This is a genomic window from Thermodesulfovibrionales bacterium, from assembly GCA_035686305.1.
GTDB lineage: Bacteria > Nitrospirota > Thermodesulfovibrionia > Thermodesulfovibrionales > UBA9159 > DASRZP01.
The window spans coordinates 18,087-31,914 of sequence record DASRZP010000103.1 but is presented as its reverse complement, the minus strand read 5'-3'; the positions used below and the strand labels follow the sequence as shown (position 1 = coordinate 31,914).

General features: G+C 52.9%; 15 protein-coding genes. 8 read left to right on the top strand and 7 right to left on the bottom strand.

Annotation, left to right across the window (positions count from 1 at the left end; all coding sequences use genetic code 11):
* Window positions 1-102: 102 nt before the first annotated feature.
* The gene (locus tag VFG09_11800) at window positions 103-1,266 is read right to left on the bottom strand and encodes a class I SAM-dependent rRNA methyltransferase (protein ID HET6515836.1); all 1,164 of its coding nucleotides are present in this window, start codon (window positions 1,264-1,266) and stop codon (window positions 103-105) included.
* A 263-nt stretch (window positions 1,267-1,529) separates the two neighbouring features.
* Between VFG09_11800 and gatA the strand changes: the two genes are divergently transcribed.
* Genes gatA through VFG09_11780 form a run of 4 tightly spaced genes read left to right on the top strand, consistent with a single transcriptional unit; the run spans window position 1,530 to window position 4,936 of the window.
* Window positions 1,530-2,984 carry an Asp-tRNA(Asn)/Glu-tRNA(Gln) amidotransferase subunit GatA gene (gene gatA, locus VFG09_11795; protein ID HET6515835.1) on the top strand — a complete coding sequence of 485 codons (1,455 nt, stop codon included), beginning with the start codon at window positions 1,530-1,532 and terminating at the stop codon, window positions 2,982-2,984.
* Between the two features lie 13 nt (window positions 2,985-2,997).
* The gene (locus tag VFG09_11790; GenBank protein HET6515834.1) at window positions 2,998-3,312 is read left to right on the top strand and encodes a hypothetical protein; all 315 of its coding nucleotides are present in this window, start codon (window positions 2,998-3,000) and stop codon (window positions 3,310-3,312) included.
* Window positions 3,309-4,739, top strand: coding sequence for an Asp-tRNA(Asn)/Glu-tRNA(Gln) amidotransferase subunit GatB (gene gatB / locus VFG09_11785; protein HET6515833.1), 1,431 nt, complete (start codon window positions 3,309-3,311; stop codon window positions 4,737-4,739). Before VFG09_11790 ends, gatB begins: the two co-directional genes overlap by 4 nt.
* A gap of 5 nt (window positions 4,740-4,744) precedes the next feature.
* A complete protein-coding gene (locus VFG09_11780) occupies window positions 4,745-4,936 on the top strand; it encodes a hypothetical protein (GenBank protein ID HET6515832.1) in 192 nt (63 codons plus the stop codon).
* 2 nt (window positions 4,937-4,938) lie between these two features.
* Here VFG09_11780 and VFG09_11775 read toward each other — a convergent pair whose 3' ends face one another.
* The 6 genes from VFG09_11775 to acs form a co-directional block, all read right to left on the bottom strand.
* Window positions 4,939-5,502 carry a CDP-alcohol phosphatidyltransferase family protein gene (locus VFG09_11775; protein HET6515831.1) on the bottom strand — a complete coding sequence of 188 codons (564 nt, stop codon included), beginning with the start codon at window positions 5,500-5,502 and terminating at the stop codon, window positions 4,939-4,941.
* Between the two features lie 81 nt (window positions 5,503-5,583).
* Window positions 5,584-6,747, bottom strand: a complete 1,164-nt coding sequence (locus VFG09_11770; protein ID HET6515830.1) for an acyl-CoA dehydrogenase family protein — start codon at window positions 6,745-6,747, stop codon at window positions 5,584-5,586.
* A 143-nt stretch (window positions 6,748-6,890) separates the two neighbouring features.
* Window positions 6,891-8,180 (bottom strand): TldD/PmbA family protein, encoded by a 1,290-nt coding sequence (locus tag VFG09_11765; protein HET6515829.1) that lies wholly within the window; start codon window positions 8,178-8,180, stop codon window positions 6,891-6,893.
* Window positions 8,181-8,214: 34 nt separating this feature from the next.
* Entirely contained in the window at window positions 8,215-8,586 is a 372-nt protein-coding gene (gene queD, locus VFG09_11760) for a 6-carboxytetrahydropterin synthase QueD (protein ID HET6515828.1), read from the bottom strand.
* 44 nt (window positions 8,587-8,630) lie between these two features.
* Entirely contained in the window at window positions 8,631-9,152 is a 522-nt protein-coding gene (hpt, locus tag VFG09_11755; protein HET6515827.1) for a hypoxanthine phosphoribosyltransferase, read from the bottom strand.
* 56 nt (window positions 9,153-9,208) lie between these two features.
* The gene (gene acs, locus VFG09_11750) at window positions 9,209-11,278 is read right to left on the bottom strand and encodes an acetate--CoA ligase (protein HET6515826.1); all 2,070 of its coding nucleotides are present in this window, start codon (window positions 11,276-11,278) and stop codon (window positions 9,209-9,211) included.
* 95 nt (window positions 11,279-11,373) lie between these two features.
* On the opposite strand from acs, the gene trmD reads away from it, so the two are divergent.
* Genes trmD through VFG09_11730 form a run of 4 tightly spaced genes read left to right on the top strand, consistent with a single transcriptional unit; the run spans window position 11,374 to window position 13,753 of the window.
* On the top strand, window positions 11,374-12,129 hold the full coding sequence (gene trmD / locus VFG09_11745) for a tRNA (guanosine(37)-N1)-methyltransferase TrmD (GenBank protein HET6515825.1): 756 nt from the start codon (window positions 11,374-11,376) through the stop codon (window positions 12,127-12,129).
* A complete protein-coding gene (gene rplS, locus VFG09_11740; protein HET6515824.1) occupies window positions 12,107-12,475 on the top strand; it encodes a 50S ribosomal protein L19 in 369 nt (122 codons plus the stop codon). The genes trmD and rplS overlap by 23 nt, the downstream gene beginning before the upstream one ends.
* Window positions 12,476-13,102, top strand: coding sequence for a ribonuclease HII (locus tag VFG09_11735; GenBank protein ID HET6515823.1), 627 nt, complete (start codon window positions 12,476-12,478; stop codon window positions 13,100-13,102).
* Complete coding sequence (locus tag VFG09_11730) at window positions 13,103-13,753, top strand: metal-dependent transcriptional regulator (protein ID HET6515822.1); 651 nt, start codon at window positions 13,103-13,105, stop codon at window positions 13,751-13,753.
* The last annotated feature ends 75 nt before the right edge of the window (window positions 13,754-13,828 follow it).

The following is a 13,828-nucleotide window of genomic DNA, read 5'->3' as shown; positions in this document are numbered from 1 at the left end:
GCGAGAGACCGCCCAGCCCCGGCTATTATAACGCACGCTTCATAATTTGAGAAGTGGTTCTTTCAGCCGAGAGAAATAGAGGCGTCGAACTTACGCAGGTTGCTAACTCACTTCTAAGAACGCACATTTCAGATACTCTGTTTCCGGCATCGAAAGGAGTATGGGATGATCCTTTGCCTGGGAGCGCATCTCGATGAGTCTCACCTCCCTGCCTGCATCCCGAGCCGCCGCCCTCAGCATCGCAAGGAATGATTCTTTATCGATGTGGTAGGAACAGGAAGACGTTGCAAGGAGGCCTCCCTTTTTCAGTATCTTCATCGCATTCCCATTGATCTGCCGGTAACCCTTCAGGGCCTCTTTCACCTTTGTTCTGGCCTTGACAAAGGCGGGCGGATCGAGGACGATAAAGTCATAACGGGCCCCAGCCGGCACTTCCTCTTTCAGGAAATGAAAGACATCGCCTCTTCGGACCCTGCATCTTTCCGAAAGATTGTTCATGGCCGCGTTCTTCTGTGCCTGGGAAATCGCGCCTTCAGACTCGTCGACGCCCGTCACTTCAGCTCCTCTGCTCGCAAGATGAAGGCCCCAGGCGCCGGCGTAGCAGAAGAGGTCGAGACCCTCTCCCGCTCCAACGAGGTCGCTGAAGGTCATCCTGTTCTCCCTCTGATCAAGGAAAAAGCCCGTCTTCTGTCCTGCCATAGGGTCTATTTCAAAGAGCAGGGGGCCTTCCCTGATTACGGGATGTCTATCCAAAGAACCCTTGATCATCTTCTTCTCCCGTCGCAGCCCTTCAAGCAGACGGGCTGAGCTATCGTTACGCAGGACGATACCTGAGGGAGCAAAGATACGGTCAAGGATCTCAACGATAGTATCGGTCCATCTCTCCATGCCGGCTGTGAGGATCTGGAGAGAGATGCAGTCATCATACTTGTCGACGATGAGACCGGGAAGAAAATCTCCCTCGCTGAAGATCACCCTGAAGGAGTTCGTCTCTTTCACGAGCTGTTTTCTGTAATCAAGGGCATGCTGAATCCGCTGCTTGAAAAAATCGTGGGTGATCTCTTCCCTTTGGCGGGTAAGAATCCTCACGGCAATAAGGGAATGGGGGTTGATATACCCGATCCCGAGAAAGGCATCCTTTCTGTCGAGCAGTTCCACGAGAGACCCAGGTTCATGATTCTTCGGACTCTCGGCAAGTTCGTTCGAGAAGACCCAGAGATGGCCCGCGAGTATTCTTGACGTGCGGTGAAGACGGACAATTTCCATGACTTAATAATGCGGGATAGGAAGGGAAATTGCAAATCACTCCATTGAGACAGAGCCTTCCTTCTATACTGGTGTCAATAGCGGATCTACAGGCATTCAAGGAACAACTTCACACCTTAGTCAGCAAGTGGGGGGCTGGGCAGGAGAAGGGGCTAAAGACATGCTCCTCCATCATCGGAAGGGGTGGTAGAAGTTTTTTGCAATTTTCCCGGTGAGAGTGCTAAACTCTAGAGCACTTTGCTGCTCCCTGAAAGGATCTTGAGATGGAACTCCATGAACTCGTTATATCAGAACTGAGGGCCCTCCTCGACAAAAAAGAGGTGACGGCCGGAGAGGTAACGTCCTCTGTCTTCAAACGGCTTGAGGCCGTGGAGGACCGCGTCAGGTCCTTTGTCACCATAACAAAGGACGAGGCCCTGACCATGGCCGCTCAATCCCAGGAGACGATGGACAGGGGCTGTTCCATGCCGCTCCTCGGTATTCCCATGGCGATCAAGGACAACATGTGCACGATGAATATCAGGACAACCTGTGCATCAAAGATTCTTTCACATTTTATACCGCCGTACGAAAGTACGGTCACGTCTCGGCTGAAGGAACAGGGTTACGTACTTGTGGGTAAGACGAACCTCGATGAATTTGCCATGGGCTCGTCAACGGAGAACTCGGGATTCCTTGTCACAAGGAACCCCTGGGACCCGGAGAGGATCCCCGGCGGAAGCAGCGGAGGCTCGGCGGCTGCAGTTGCTGCCGGCGAATGTATCGCCGCCTTGGGGTCTGATACCGGCGGTTCCATCAGACAGCCGGCTTCACACTGCGGTGTTGTCGGTCTGAAGCCCACCTATGGCCGCGTCTCTCGCTATGGGCTCGTTGCCTTTGCGTCGTCCCTTGACCAGATTGGACCGATAACAAAGGATGTGAGGGATTCTGCAATCGTGATGAATGTCATTTCAGGACATGATCCCTATGATGCCACCTCAGCCTCGATTGAGGTCCCTGATTTCACAGTCGCCATCGGGCAGGATATCGAGGGCTTACGGATCGGGATCCCAAAGGAATACTTTATCTCCGGAATGGACGGCGATGTGGACAGCTCGGTGAAGGGAGCAATAAAGCAGCTCGAATCCCTCGGCGCCATACCGTTGGAGGTTTCATTACCCCACACCGATTACGCGATTGCTACGTATTATCTCCTCGCAACGTCAGAGGCTTCATCGAACCTCGCACGCTATGACGGTGTTAAGTACGGTCTCAGGGAGCAGGGCAGGGACCTGCTCGAAATGTATATGGCCACGCGGGCTAAGGGTTTCGGTGATGAGGTGAAGCGGAGGATCATGCTTGGTACCTATGCACTCTCATCGGGCTATTACGAGGCCTATTATAAGAAGGCACAGCAGGTGCGGACATTGATCAAGAGGGACTTCGATGCTGCCTTCAGGGACGTCGACATCATAGTGACGCCCACTTCTCCGACAGCCGCCTTCAGACTCGGTGAAAAGACGGAAGACCCTTTGCAGATGTATCTCTCAGATATCTTCACCATATCCGTCAACCTGGCTGGGGTGCCTGCGATCTCTCTCCCCTGCGGCTTCACCTCCGAATATCTTCCCGTCGGGCTGCAGCTGATCGGGAGGCATTTTGATGAGAAGACGATACTGAGGGCTGCCTATGCCTATGAACGGTCGACGGAATGGCACAAGAGGAGGCCGAAGTTATAAAGGAGCGACAAGGATGAACCTTAGCGTTGCAAAGAATCGTCAGGCGGGCATGGATCGAAGCCCTGCAGATGCGATGGGATTCCGCCAGCGGGGTACTTCGATGACTTCACGGAAGGTGATTCCCCATATTGAGGACACAACGGCAGTCGTCAACAATGAAAGGAATCGCGATACAGGGCTTCACACCAAGCCTGCCTTCCCGAACATGATAGGATTATACTATGGGAAGGTGAAGAACGACACGGAGAAGAATGGAGAGATGTCCATGAACTCTTCGCCAGCCCTTTATCTCAGTGCCTCTGTGGCAGTGTCTGCGGTGGAAAGATGAAATATGAAGCGGTAATCGGCCTTGAAGTGCATGCGCAGATGCTCACGGATTCGAAGATGTTCTGCGGGTGCCCCACGAGGTTCGGTTCCGGGCCGAACACCCAGACGTGCCAGATCTGTATCGGTATGCCGGGTGTCCTTCCTGTCGCGAACAGAAAGGCCGTCGAATTTACAATCAAGACGGGGCTTGCCATGAACTGCAGGATTTCATCGTTCAGCAGGTTTGCGAGGAAAAACTACTTCTATCCTGACCTGCCGAAGGGATACCAGGTCAGCCAGTATGAACTCCCTCTCTGCGAACACGGTCATGTCGATATCATTGTTGACGGGGAGAAGAGGCGGATCGGACTGACCCGCATACATCTGGAAGAGGACGCGGGAAAGAATATCCACGAGGGCAACGGCAATTACAGCTTTGTGGACCTGAACAGGGCAGGGGTCCCGCTAATGGAGATCGTATCAGAGCCTGATATCAGGTCTCCCCGAGAGGCAGCGGAATACATGAAGAAGCTCAGGACCATCGTACGGTATTTGGGCGTCTGCGACGGGAATATGGAACAGGGTTCGTTGCGTTGCGATGCGAACGTTTCGATACGGCCTGTCGGCAGCGCCGGACTCGGCGTAAAGGTGGAGATGAAGAACATCAACTCCTTCAGGTTTGTCGAGAAGGCCCTGGAGTACGAGATCAGGCGCCAGATCGCGACCCTTGAAGAGGGCGGAAAGATCGTGCAGGAGACGAGGCTGTGGGATCCTTCGACAGGGACAACGCAGTCCATGAGATCGAAGGAAGAGGCCCATGATTATCGCTATTTCCCTGAGCCCGATCTTGTGCCGATCACGGCGGACCAGAAATGGATCGACGAGATCAGGAGATCGCTGCCGGAGCTTCCCGATGAGAAGAGGGAACGCTTTCGATCAGAATACAGGTTGCCCGAATACGACGCAGACCTCCTGACATCGGAGAAGTCGACGGCTGACTGGTGCGAGGACGCTGTTCGTGCCGGAGCAAATCCCAAGGCAGTCTCGAACTGGATGATGGGAGAACTGATGCGGATCCTCAACGACGAGAACAGATCAATCGAAGAGTGCGCGCTGAAACCCCGTCAGCTTGCTGAGATGATCAGGCTGATCGAGAACGGGACGATCAGTGGAAAGATTGCCAAGACCGTCTTTGAGGAGATGTACAGAAGCGGAAAGGATGCTCCCATGATCGTAGAGGAAAAGGGACTCATCCAGATCTCCGATACCGGCGCTCTTGAGACGGCTATTGACGACATCATTGCAAAGAGTCCTAAGGAGGTTGAACGCTTCAGGGGGGGCGACGAAAAGCTTATGGGGTTCTTCGTTGGTCAGGTGATGAAAGCGACAAAGGGAAAGGCAAATCCCCAGATCGTAAATGATATCCTCAAGAAGAAACTCGTGGGATAAGCACGATGACCATACTGCCCGAAGCCGAACAACTGAGAAAAGCGATCAAATGGATATCGGATGCTCATCTCGAAGATCCTGGGATCCCCCTCTTCAAGTTGATCGAAGAAGGCTCGTTCAAGTTTAACCTGTCCCCTAAGGACGAGGAGTTTCTCATGCATTTCTTTATCGAGAAGGCTTCAGAAAAATCAGAGTGATGTTACTTTCCTCTTTTCCAGACGGCGTATGATCGCTGCACGACCGTGACATGGGTCAGAACGAACATGACCCAGAGGATCGGCACGACCCAGCCGGTTAGTGCTGCGACAATAAGGAGGATGATCCTTTCCGGTCTTTCCATGATCCCGTCATGGTTATCGATCCCGAGCCCCTCTCCTCTCGCACGTGCATAACTGACGAGGAGCGCTCCAAGCATGGTCCCGATGCTCAGCAATGCGCCTGCTTGGTCTCCCCGTCCCCCGAGGTACCAGGCGAGGGAGAGAAAGATGAAGGCATCGGAATACCTGTCGAGGAGAGAGTCAAGGAAGGCGCCAAAACTCGTTGCCCTGCCGTTCACCCTGGCGAGGACTCCATCGAGCATATCACAGATGCCCCCCGCGAAAATGAGAAGGCCGCCGAGTCTGAGGTTCAAGGGGATCACAAGAGCGGCTGTTGTCGTCAGGAGGAATCCTGAGATTGTGAGGATGTTGGGATCAATGGCGATCCTCTTTGCTATGGGTCCAAGAGGTCTGTCGAGGAAATGTCCGAGCCTGTAGCTGATCATCCGATACTCAATACGGTCTTTCGCATCAACAATAAAGCCCTGAACATTTCAGGGCCCTCAGAACGCAGGAATTGAAAAATGCTATTTTCTATTCTTCGCAGCCTCTTTGATCAACTCCTGGCCGATAACATTTCTCTGGATCTGGTTCGTCCCCTCATAGATCTGGAGGATCTTTGCGTCACGCATCATCTTCTCAACAGGGTATTCCCTCATATAACCTGAACCCCCCATAATCTGGACCGCATCTGTTGTGACACGCATCCCGATGTCCGTCGCAAAGACCTTTGCCATGGCAGACTCCTTTGAAACGTCCTTTGCACCGCTGTCGATATAGCGTGCAACGGAATAGATGAGGGCCCTGGCCGCTTCGATCTCCGTTGCCATATCGGCAAGCATATGCTGGATCGCCTGGAAGCTGATGATGGGATGGCCGAACTGGACACGCTGCCGTGCAAACTTGACGGCCTCATCGAATGCTCCCTGCGCCACTCCGAGGCCCTGGGCTCCTACGCCGGTCCTTGAGCTGTCGAGGGTCTTCATAGCCACGATGAACCCCATCCCCTCCTTGCCGATAAGGTTCTCTTTCGGTATTCTGCAATTATCGAATATGAGCTCGCGGGTGACGGATGCCCTTATGCCCATCTTCCGCTCCTTTTTCCCAAAGGTGAATCCGGGGGTCCCCTTTTCAACGATGAAGGCCGAAGCACCCCTTGGACCCTTTGACCTGTCGGTCATTGCGATGACGGTATAAATCTCAGCCTCGCCTCCATTCGTGATCCACTGTTTCGTGCCATTAAGATTATACGTATCGCCTTGCAGCTTTGCAGTCGTCTGGATCCCGGCTGCGTCGCTGCCGGCGTTTGCCTCAGTAAGACCGAAGGCGACAAGGCGCTTACCTGCTGAGATATCGGGGAGGTATCGTCTCTTCTGTTCATCGGACCCGAAAAGGAGGATGGGATAGGTGCCCAGGGCATTTGCCGCATAGGAAGTTGAGACGCCGACACAGGCCCGTGAGAGCTCTTCGACAGCGAGACAGAGTTCGAGACACCCTTTGCCAAGTCCTCCGTACTCCTCGGGAATAAAGAGACCGAAGAGGTCAGACTGGGCGAGGACCTTCACGATTTCCCAGGGGAACGCTTCCTTCTCATCCAGTTCTTCCCTCACGGGCACGACCTTCTCTTCGGCGATTTGACGCGCGAGGTCTCGTATCATTATCTGCTCTTCCGTCAAAAAATAGTCCATCATCGATCCTCCCTTTACCTCATCAGCAGCTCGTCGACAGCAGCAGAAGATAGGGCAACGTCTGCTCTTAACCGCAGACTACTCACCATTCCTGAATAATAGGACTTCATATTCTACCAGAAGAGCATGAAGTTTTGGAAGCTTGATCAAGCGCTTATGTCGGTCGGGCCGAAGAGGAGACCGGGTGAGGCCATATTGCCATAGAACCTCAGGTCATCACCTGCGGCCTCGACCTTCCTGAAAAACTCAAGAATGTTCCCTGAAAGGACGGCTTCCTTTACGGGATGCTGGATAATTCCATTCTTAATCCAGAGGCCTGAAACACCGATAGAGAATTCCCCTGACACAGGATTTGCCGTATGGATTCCCATGGCTTCGGTGACATAAAGGCATTTTTCCGGCAGGTCAAAGAGATTTCCGGAATATACATGTTCCCCCGAGACAGCCAGCAAGAGGTTCGAAGGGCCCACCGCAGGCAGCGATGAAAAACCTCCCCGAACGGCATTCCCGGTGGATTTCACACCGTCTTTCCTGGCGGTACGAGTATTGTACATATAAGCAACAAGAACGCCATCCTCTATGAGATTCTTTCTCGAAGTTGCCGTGCCTTCGTCATCGCAGGGCCTGCTGCCGAGTTTGTGGTTCATCGTTCCGTCGTCAACAAGCGTTATCATGGGGCTCATGACCTCCTCGTTCAGCCGATGGGCAAGGAGCGATCTGCCCTTCTGAACAGACTCTGCCGAGAGGAGCGAAGAAAAGATTCCGAGGAAGTCTACAGCAACGGAGTTATCAAGCACCACCGGTGCCTTGAGTGAGTTCATATTCCTGGCTCCGAGCATGCGGAGCGCCCGTTCAGCGGCCGTCCTGCCCACCGCCTCAAAGGATAGGTTCGTAAGAAACCTGCTGCCGTCAAAATCCCATCCCATCTGGCTGTCGCCCTCACCTTCGGCCGCGACCGTGATCTGGGCCGTTGCGGCTGTTGCTGGATAAGCCGCATGGAGGCCCTTTGAATTCACGATCATCAGATCCCTCGATGAAAAGGAGGCAGAAGCCTTTCTCACCTTCGTAATTCTTCTGTCGGAGTCGAGGGCAGCCTTTTCCAGGGCAAGGGCCTTTGCGACTGCATCTTCTTCGGTCACTGCGGCGACTGCTTCATCGAAGATCCCTCCCGACGTCGCCGGTGACGCTCCGGGGAGATCGAGGTATTCATCCTGCTCGGTCCATCTCGCAGTCTCGGTCGCTTTCTCGACAACCTTCTCAGCGTCCCGGGGGTCTGTAGAGAAGGAGAAACCGAGTCTCTTATCGGTAATAACGCGGAGGGAATATCCGAAGGAGATGGATGACTCAACAGCCTCGACTGATTGACCCTTTGCCTCCACAAGGAGGTTCTTTGCCGACGTGAGATAAACTTCCGCAAGGTCTGCGCCTCTGCTCAAAGCCCTCTCAAGAAGATGAGAGGCAAATTCCCTGTCAATCCTCATAATAAGTGGCGGAGGCAGCGTCCGATTCCCATACCGTGACTGCCGTGAGATGGATGTACTCGCTGTTCACCTTCTTCTTGAGGGTGTCGTGTATCCATTTTGCGATATTTTCTGAGGATGGATTCCTCTCGGTGAAGGGAAATATCTCGTTGAGAAAGGTGTGGTCAAGGGATCCGACGACTTCCCGGGTGAAGCGTTTCAGATCGTGGAAATCGATGCCGATGTCGATTTCGTTCAGTTTTTCTGCGGCAACATGGACCTGGACCTTCCAGTTATGGCCGTGGAAGTTTTCGCATTTGCCCTTGTATCCCCGAAGTTGATGGGCAGCAGAGAACGTAGTCTCCACCATGAGTTCAAACATAGCTCTCCTTTCAGTCTCCTCAGATTATTTCAGCGTTCCGATCTTCAAACGGACTTTCTGAATATGGCGATATACGGGAGGTTCCTGAACCTGTTGTCATAGTCCAGACCATAGCCGACAACAAATTCATTCGGTATTTCGAAGCCAACGTAGTCGAGGTAGACGTCAACTTCTCTCCGCTCTTTCTTGTCAAGGAACACGCAAATCTTCAGGCTCCTCGGACGCCTCGAGAGTATTCGCTCACGAATATAGTTCAGGGTATATCCTGAATCGACGATGTCCTCTATAAGAAGAACGTCCTTGTCAGTAACGTCCTCTCGTATGTCATAGAATACCTTCACATCGCCGGTAGTCTCGGTCTTCTCATAGCTTGCGGCGACAATAAAGTCAACGGTCAAAGGGACCTGAATCAACCTGACAAGATCGGAATAGAACATAAAAGCCCCTCTCAATATCCCGACGGCCAGGATGTCCTTTCCTTTGTAATCATGAGAGATTCTTTCTGCCAGTTCTTTAACCTTCTGCTGAATCTGTTCGGCAGTCAAAAAGGGTCTTCCCACTACCATATGCCTCTCCTCGCAGCGTGATCGTAGATTATAAACAGAAATCCCATTTATCTCAATCAGACCTTTTCCCTTACAAGGCTTTCGACGATCGAGCTGTCTGCCAGTGTTGAGATATCACCGAGGTCGTCAATATCGCCCCTCGAGATCTTACGAAGGATTCTCCTCATAATCTTTCCGCTCCTTGTCTTTGGCAGTCCTGCGGTAAACTGTATCTTGTCCGGCGTTGCGATAGGCCCGATGACCGTCCTCACCTGAATAGTAAGGTCCTTTCTGAGCCTGTCCGAGGGATCAAAACCCTCTTTCAAGACCACATAAGCGTAGATCCCGTCGCCCTTGATCTCATGGGGGAAGCCAACGACGGCTGCCTCTGCAACGGCTTCGTGGCTCACGAGAGCCGATTCAATCTCTGATGTTCCAAGTCTGTGGCCGCTCACATTGAGGACATCATCAATCCTTCCCATGATCCAGAAGTCGCCCTCTCTGTCGACGCTGGCGCCGTCGCCTGTCAGGTACTTCCCTTTGAAGCGGCTGAAATAGACCTCTCTGAAGCGCATCCGCTTCTCGTCATTGTACATCCCGACAAGCATCCCGGGCCAGGGTCTCTCTATCACGAGATATCCTCCCTCATTCGCGGACGCCTCCTCTCCGTTCTCCCTCAATACCCTTGGGACGATCCCGAAGAAGGGTCTGTTCGCAGAGCCGGGTTTCAGGGTAAAGGCGCCCGGAAGGGGCGTTATCAGGATGCCTCCCGTCTCTGTCTGCCACCATGTGTCGACAATAGGCGTTTTCCCTTTTCCGATGTTGGTGTGGTACCACATCCAGGCCTCGGGGTTGATCGGTTCGCCAACGGTCCCGAGGAGTCTGAGGGATGAGAGGTCATGATTTTTTGCCCACTCCTCACCTTCTCTCATCAACGCCCGTATGGCGGTGGGAGCGGTATAGAATACCGTCACCCTGTGTTTTTCTACGATCTCCCAGAATCTGTCCGGTCCGGGATATGTCGGTATGCCTTCGAACATGAGACAGGTGGCTCCGTTGGAGAGAGGCCCATAGACGATATAGCTGTGGCCCGTAACCCACCCGATGTCGGCTGTGCAGAAGAAGATATCTGTGTCATGATGGTCGAATATCCACTTGAAGGTTATATTTGTAAAGACCATGTAGCCGCCTGTCGCATGGATTATGCCCTTCGGTTTTCCTGTAGACCCCGATGTATAGAGGATGAAGAGGGGGTCCTCGGAATCCATTATTTCTGGTTCGCAGTAATTCTTGATATCAGGGGCCGTCACCTCGTCTTCCCATATTGAATCACGCCTTTCGTCCATGGCAACGGGCGAGCCTGTTCTCTTTACAACGATCACCTTTTCAATGGAGGGACATTCTGATACTGCCTCATCGGCATTGCTCTTGAGTCCGACCGTCTTCCCTCCCCTTAAACCTTCGTCGGCAGTGACGAGAAGCTTTGCCTGGGAGTCCTTGATCCTGTCCCTCAGGGCCCTGGCACTGAAACCGCCGAACACAACAGTATGGATCGCCCCGATCCTTGCGCACGCGAGCATCGCGATGGGGAGCTCCGGGATCATCGGCAGGTAGATCGCGACCCTGTCGCCTTTTCCGACGCCTTTCTTCTTCAGGACATTCGCAAAGCGGTTCACTTCATAGGAGAGTTGTTGGTAAGTGAAGGTCCTGTAGCGCCCGTCATCAGATTCCCATATGATTGCAGCCTTATTTTTTACAGAGGTCGGCAGAAATCTGTCGAGGCAGTTGAAAGAGGCGTTCAACTTTCCACCGATAAACCATCTCACAGAGGGGACCGAAAAATCGTATTCCAGAACCCTGTCCCATCTCCTCTGCCATGATATATGTTCATCGGCAATCTCGGCCCAGAACCCGTCGGGGTCTGTTATTGACCGCCGGTAGAGCCCCTCATAGTCGCCGATGCTCTTGATGTGGGCCGCTGACTGAAATTCCGGAGACGGAGGGAACCTCCTCTCCTCTCTCATAAGAACTTCAATAGTATCCTGCTGTGCCATCCTATTGTAATCATACAAAACATTCCCTTCCTTGTCCATTGTCCCCGTTGATACGTCTGAGGGCGAAAAACTCTCCAATCCCTGCCGACTCACTCCTCCCATGGAACAGGGAAGCGACGGTGCGTTGACAAAAGAGAGCGATTCTATTAAGCTTTTTGAAAGCCTCAAAAAAGTATACACGGTGCGTCATGAGATGCGAGATCATCACCATATTCCCCGGCATCTTCCATGCCTACTTCTCCGAGAGCATTCTGAAGAGGGCGATCCAGAAAGGAATCATCGATCTGAAGGTGCACAACCTCAGGGATTTTACGACTGACAAGCACAGGACCGTCGATGATCATCCTTACGGAGGAGGATCGGGGATGGTCATGAAGCCAGGACCCTTTTTTGACGCTGTGGAGTCCGTAAAGGCAGACGGAGTCGAGACCTGCACGATCATGCTGACGCCCAAGGGAAGACCCTTCCATCAGGAGGCGGCTCTTGCCCTGTCACAGGAGAGGAGGAGACTCCTTTTTTTATGCGGAAGGTATGAGGCAATCGATGAACGGGTAAGAGAGAGACTCGTTGACCTTGAGCTGTCGATAGGAGATTATATTTTGACTGGCGGGGAACTGCCGGCTTTGGTTATAATAGATGCTCTCGTCAGGCTGCTGCCGGGAGCATTAGGTGATGAACGTTCCGTCGTGGAGGAGTCCTTCTCGTGGGGTATCCTCGATTACCCCCATTACACCAGGCCGCCGGAGTACCGGGGGATGAAGGTCCCTGATGTGCTCCTGTCGGGTAATCATAAGGACATTGCGAGGTGGAGAAGGAAGGAGGCGTTGAAGGGCACATTGAGGATGAGGCCCGATCTTCTCCAAAAGGCCTCGCTTACGCGGGAAGACCATACATTACTTTCAGAGATTAAGGAGGAAGAAGATGAATCTCGTGAGTGCCGTTGAAGAAGGATACAGGAAGGACGTTCCTGCTTTTCGGGTTGGCGATACGGTGAAGGTTTTCGTCAAGGTTGTTGAGGGAGACAAGGAAAGGATCCAGCCCTTTGAGGGCGTTGTTATCGCGAGACGGGGAACAGGCGTCAGGGGTACGTTCATGGTCAGAAAGGTCTCCTTCGGGATCGGCGTGGAAAGGATATTCCCTCTCCATTCGCCGTCACTGGAGCGGATTGACGTGATACGGAAGGGCTCCGTCAGGAGGGCAAAGCTTTACTATATCAGAACAAAGAAGGGTAAGGCAGCCAAGATAAAAGAGAAGGAAAGAGAGAGAATCGCCGTTCCCAAAGAGGCCTAGATGGATTTATACCGGTATGATGAAACCCTCAGGGACGGAGGATTTCAGAGGATCGCCGGTATCGATGAAGCGGGGAGAGGTCCCCTTGCCGGGCCGGTCGTCGCTGCTGCTGTTGTGATCGATCCTTCGGAGAGGATCGACGGTCTCAGGGACTCAAAGAAGGTCCCGGAAAGGGAGCGAGAGTCCCTTTTCTGGGAAGTCTTCTGCAGCTGCCTTGACATAGGGGTCGGAGTTGTGGAGGCCGACGTCATAGACAGGATGAACATTTTGAAGGCAACGCAGCTTGCCATGAAGCAGGCCGTAAAAGACCTTTCTGTAGAACCCGATCTTCTCCTCATCGACGCTGTTCAGTTGAAGACGTTGGATATACGGCAGATGTCGCTCATAAAAGGGGAATCACGGAGTGCTTCTATCGCCGCAGCATCTATCATCGCCAAGGTCGTGCGGGACAGGATCATGGAACACTACGACGTTCTCTATCCTGAGTATGGTTTTTCACGGCACAAGGGCTACCCAACAAAGGACCATAGAAAGAGGATTGTGAATAGAGGACCCTGTCCCATCCACAGGAAGAGCTTTGAGCACGTCATGTCCCTCAGTCTTCCCTTTGCATGCGGAGGAGGGTAGGTGGACAGAGAGCGGATCGACGAGGCCCTTGAACTCCTCTGGCTCCTTGACGAGGAAGGCCGGCCTGAGTTAGAGCGCTTCAGGCTGAGTTCGGATGACCCGGATTTCGAGGAGCTTCAGGAGGCATTGAAGCGTGAAGGGTTCATCAGTCTGGAGGGTGCTAACGTCTCGCTCTCTGAGAGAGGCCGTACCTTGGCCCGGGGTTTGACGAGGAGACACCGGCTGGCTGAAAGGCTCTTCACAGATGTCTTTGATCTCAAGAGCGACCAGGTAGAGTCTGACGCCTGCAAAATGGAGCATATTTTGAGCGAAGAATTGACGGACAGCGTCTGTACGTTCCTCGGTCATCCACCGTCATGTCCCCATGGAAAGCCTATTCCGAAGGGCGAATGCTGCAAGAAGTATAAGGTTGAGGTGACACCGGTCGTCATGAGGCTCTCGACCTTTGAGGTCGGTGCAAGAGGCAGGATCGTATTCATCGTCCCCTCTGAGGCAGCAAGGCTCAACAGACTGGGTTCCATAGGCATAGCTGCCGGGAGCATATTGAAACTGATCCAGAAGACCCCCTCCTACGTTATCCAGGTTGATGAGACCACCGTCGCCCTAGACCCCGATATCGCCAAAGAGATCTTCGTCAAGAGAGTGGCCTGAGGGGAGACATTTTTCAGGGGTACTTAACATTCATAAGTTACTTGAAATTAATCTTAAAACATACTAATATTTAAA

Bases quoted from the DNA above. Each gene is read 5' to 3' on its own strand.
- rplS (HET6515824.1), top strand. From the start codon at position 12,107: ATGAATCTCGTGAGTGCCGTTGAAGAAGGATACAGGAAGGACGTTCCT.
- gatA (HET6515835.1), top strand. From the start codon at position 1,530: ATGGAACTCCATGAACTCGTTATATCAGAACTGAGGGCCCTCCTCGAC.
- gatB (HET6515833.1), top strand. From the start codon at position 3,309: ATGAAATATGAAGCGGTAATCGGCCTTGAAGTGCATGCGCAGATGCTC.
- VFG09_11775 (HET6515831.1), bottom strand. From the start codon at position 5,502: ATGATCAGCTACAGGCTCGGACATTTCCTCGACAGACCTCTTGGACCC.
- VFG09_11735 (HET6515823.1), top strand. From the start codon at position 12,476: ATGGATTTATACCGGTATGATGAAACCCTCAGGGACGGAGGATTTCAG.
- trmD (HET6515825.1), top strand. From the start codon at position 11,374: ATGAGATGCGAGATCATCACCATATTCCCCGGCATCTTCCATGCCTAC.
- VFG09_11770 (HET6515830.1), bottom strand. From the start codon at position 6,747: ATGATGGACTATTTTTTGACGGAAGAGCAGATAATGATACGAGACCTC.
- VFG09_11780 (HET6515832.1), top strand. From the start codon at position 4,745: ATGACCATACTGCCCGAAGCCGAACAACTGAGAAAAGCGATCAAATGG.
- hpt (HET6515827.1), bottom strand. From the start codon at position 9,152: ATGGTAGTGGGAAGACCCTTTTTGACTGCCGAACAGATTCAGCAGAAG.
- VFG09_11790 (HET6515834.1), top strand. From the start codon at position 2,998: ATGAACCTTAGCGTTGCAAAGAATCGTCAGGCGGGCATGGATCGAAGC.
- queD (HET6515828.1), bottom strand. From the start codon at position 8,586: ATGTTTGAACTCATGGTGGAGACTACGTTCTCTGCTGCCCATCAACTT.
- VFG09_11800 (HET6515836.1), bottom strand. From the start codon at position 1,266: ATGGAAATTGTCCGTCTTCACCGCACGTCAAGAATACTCGCGGGCCAT.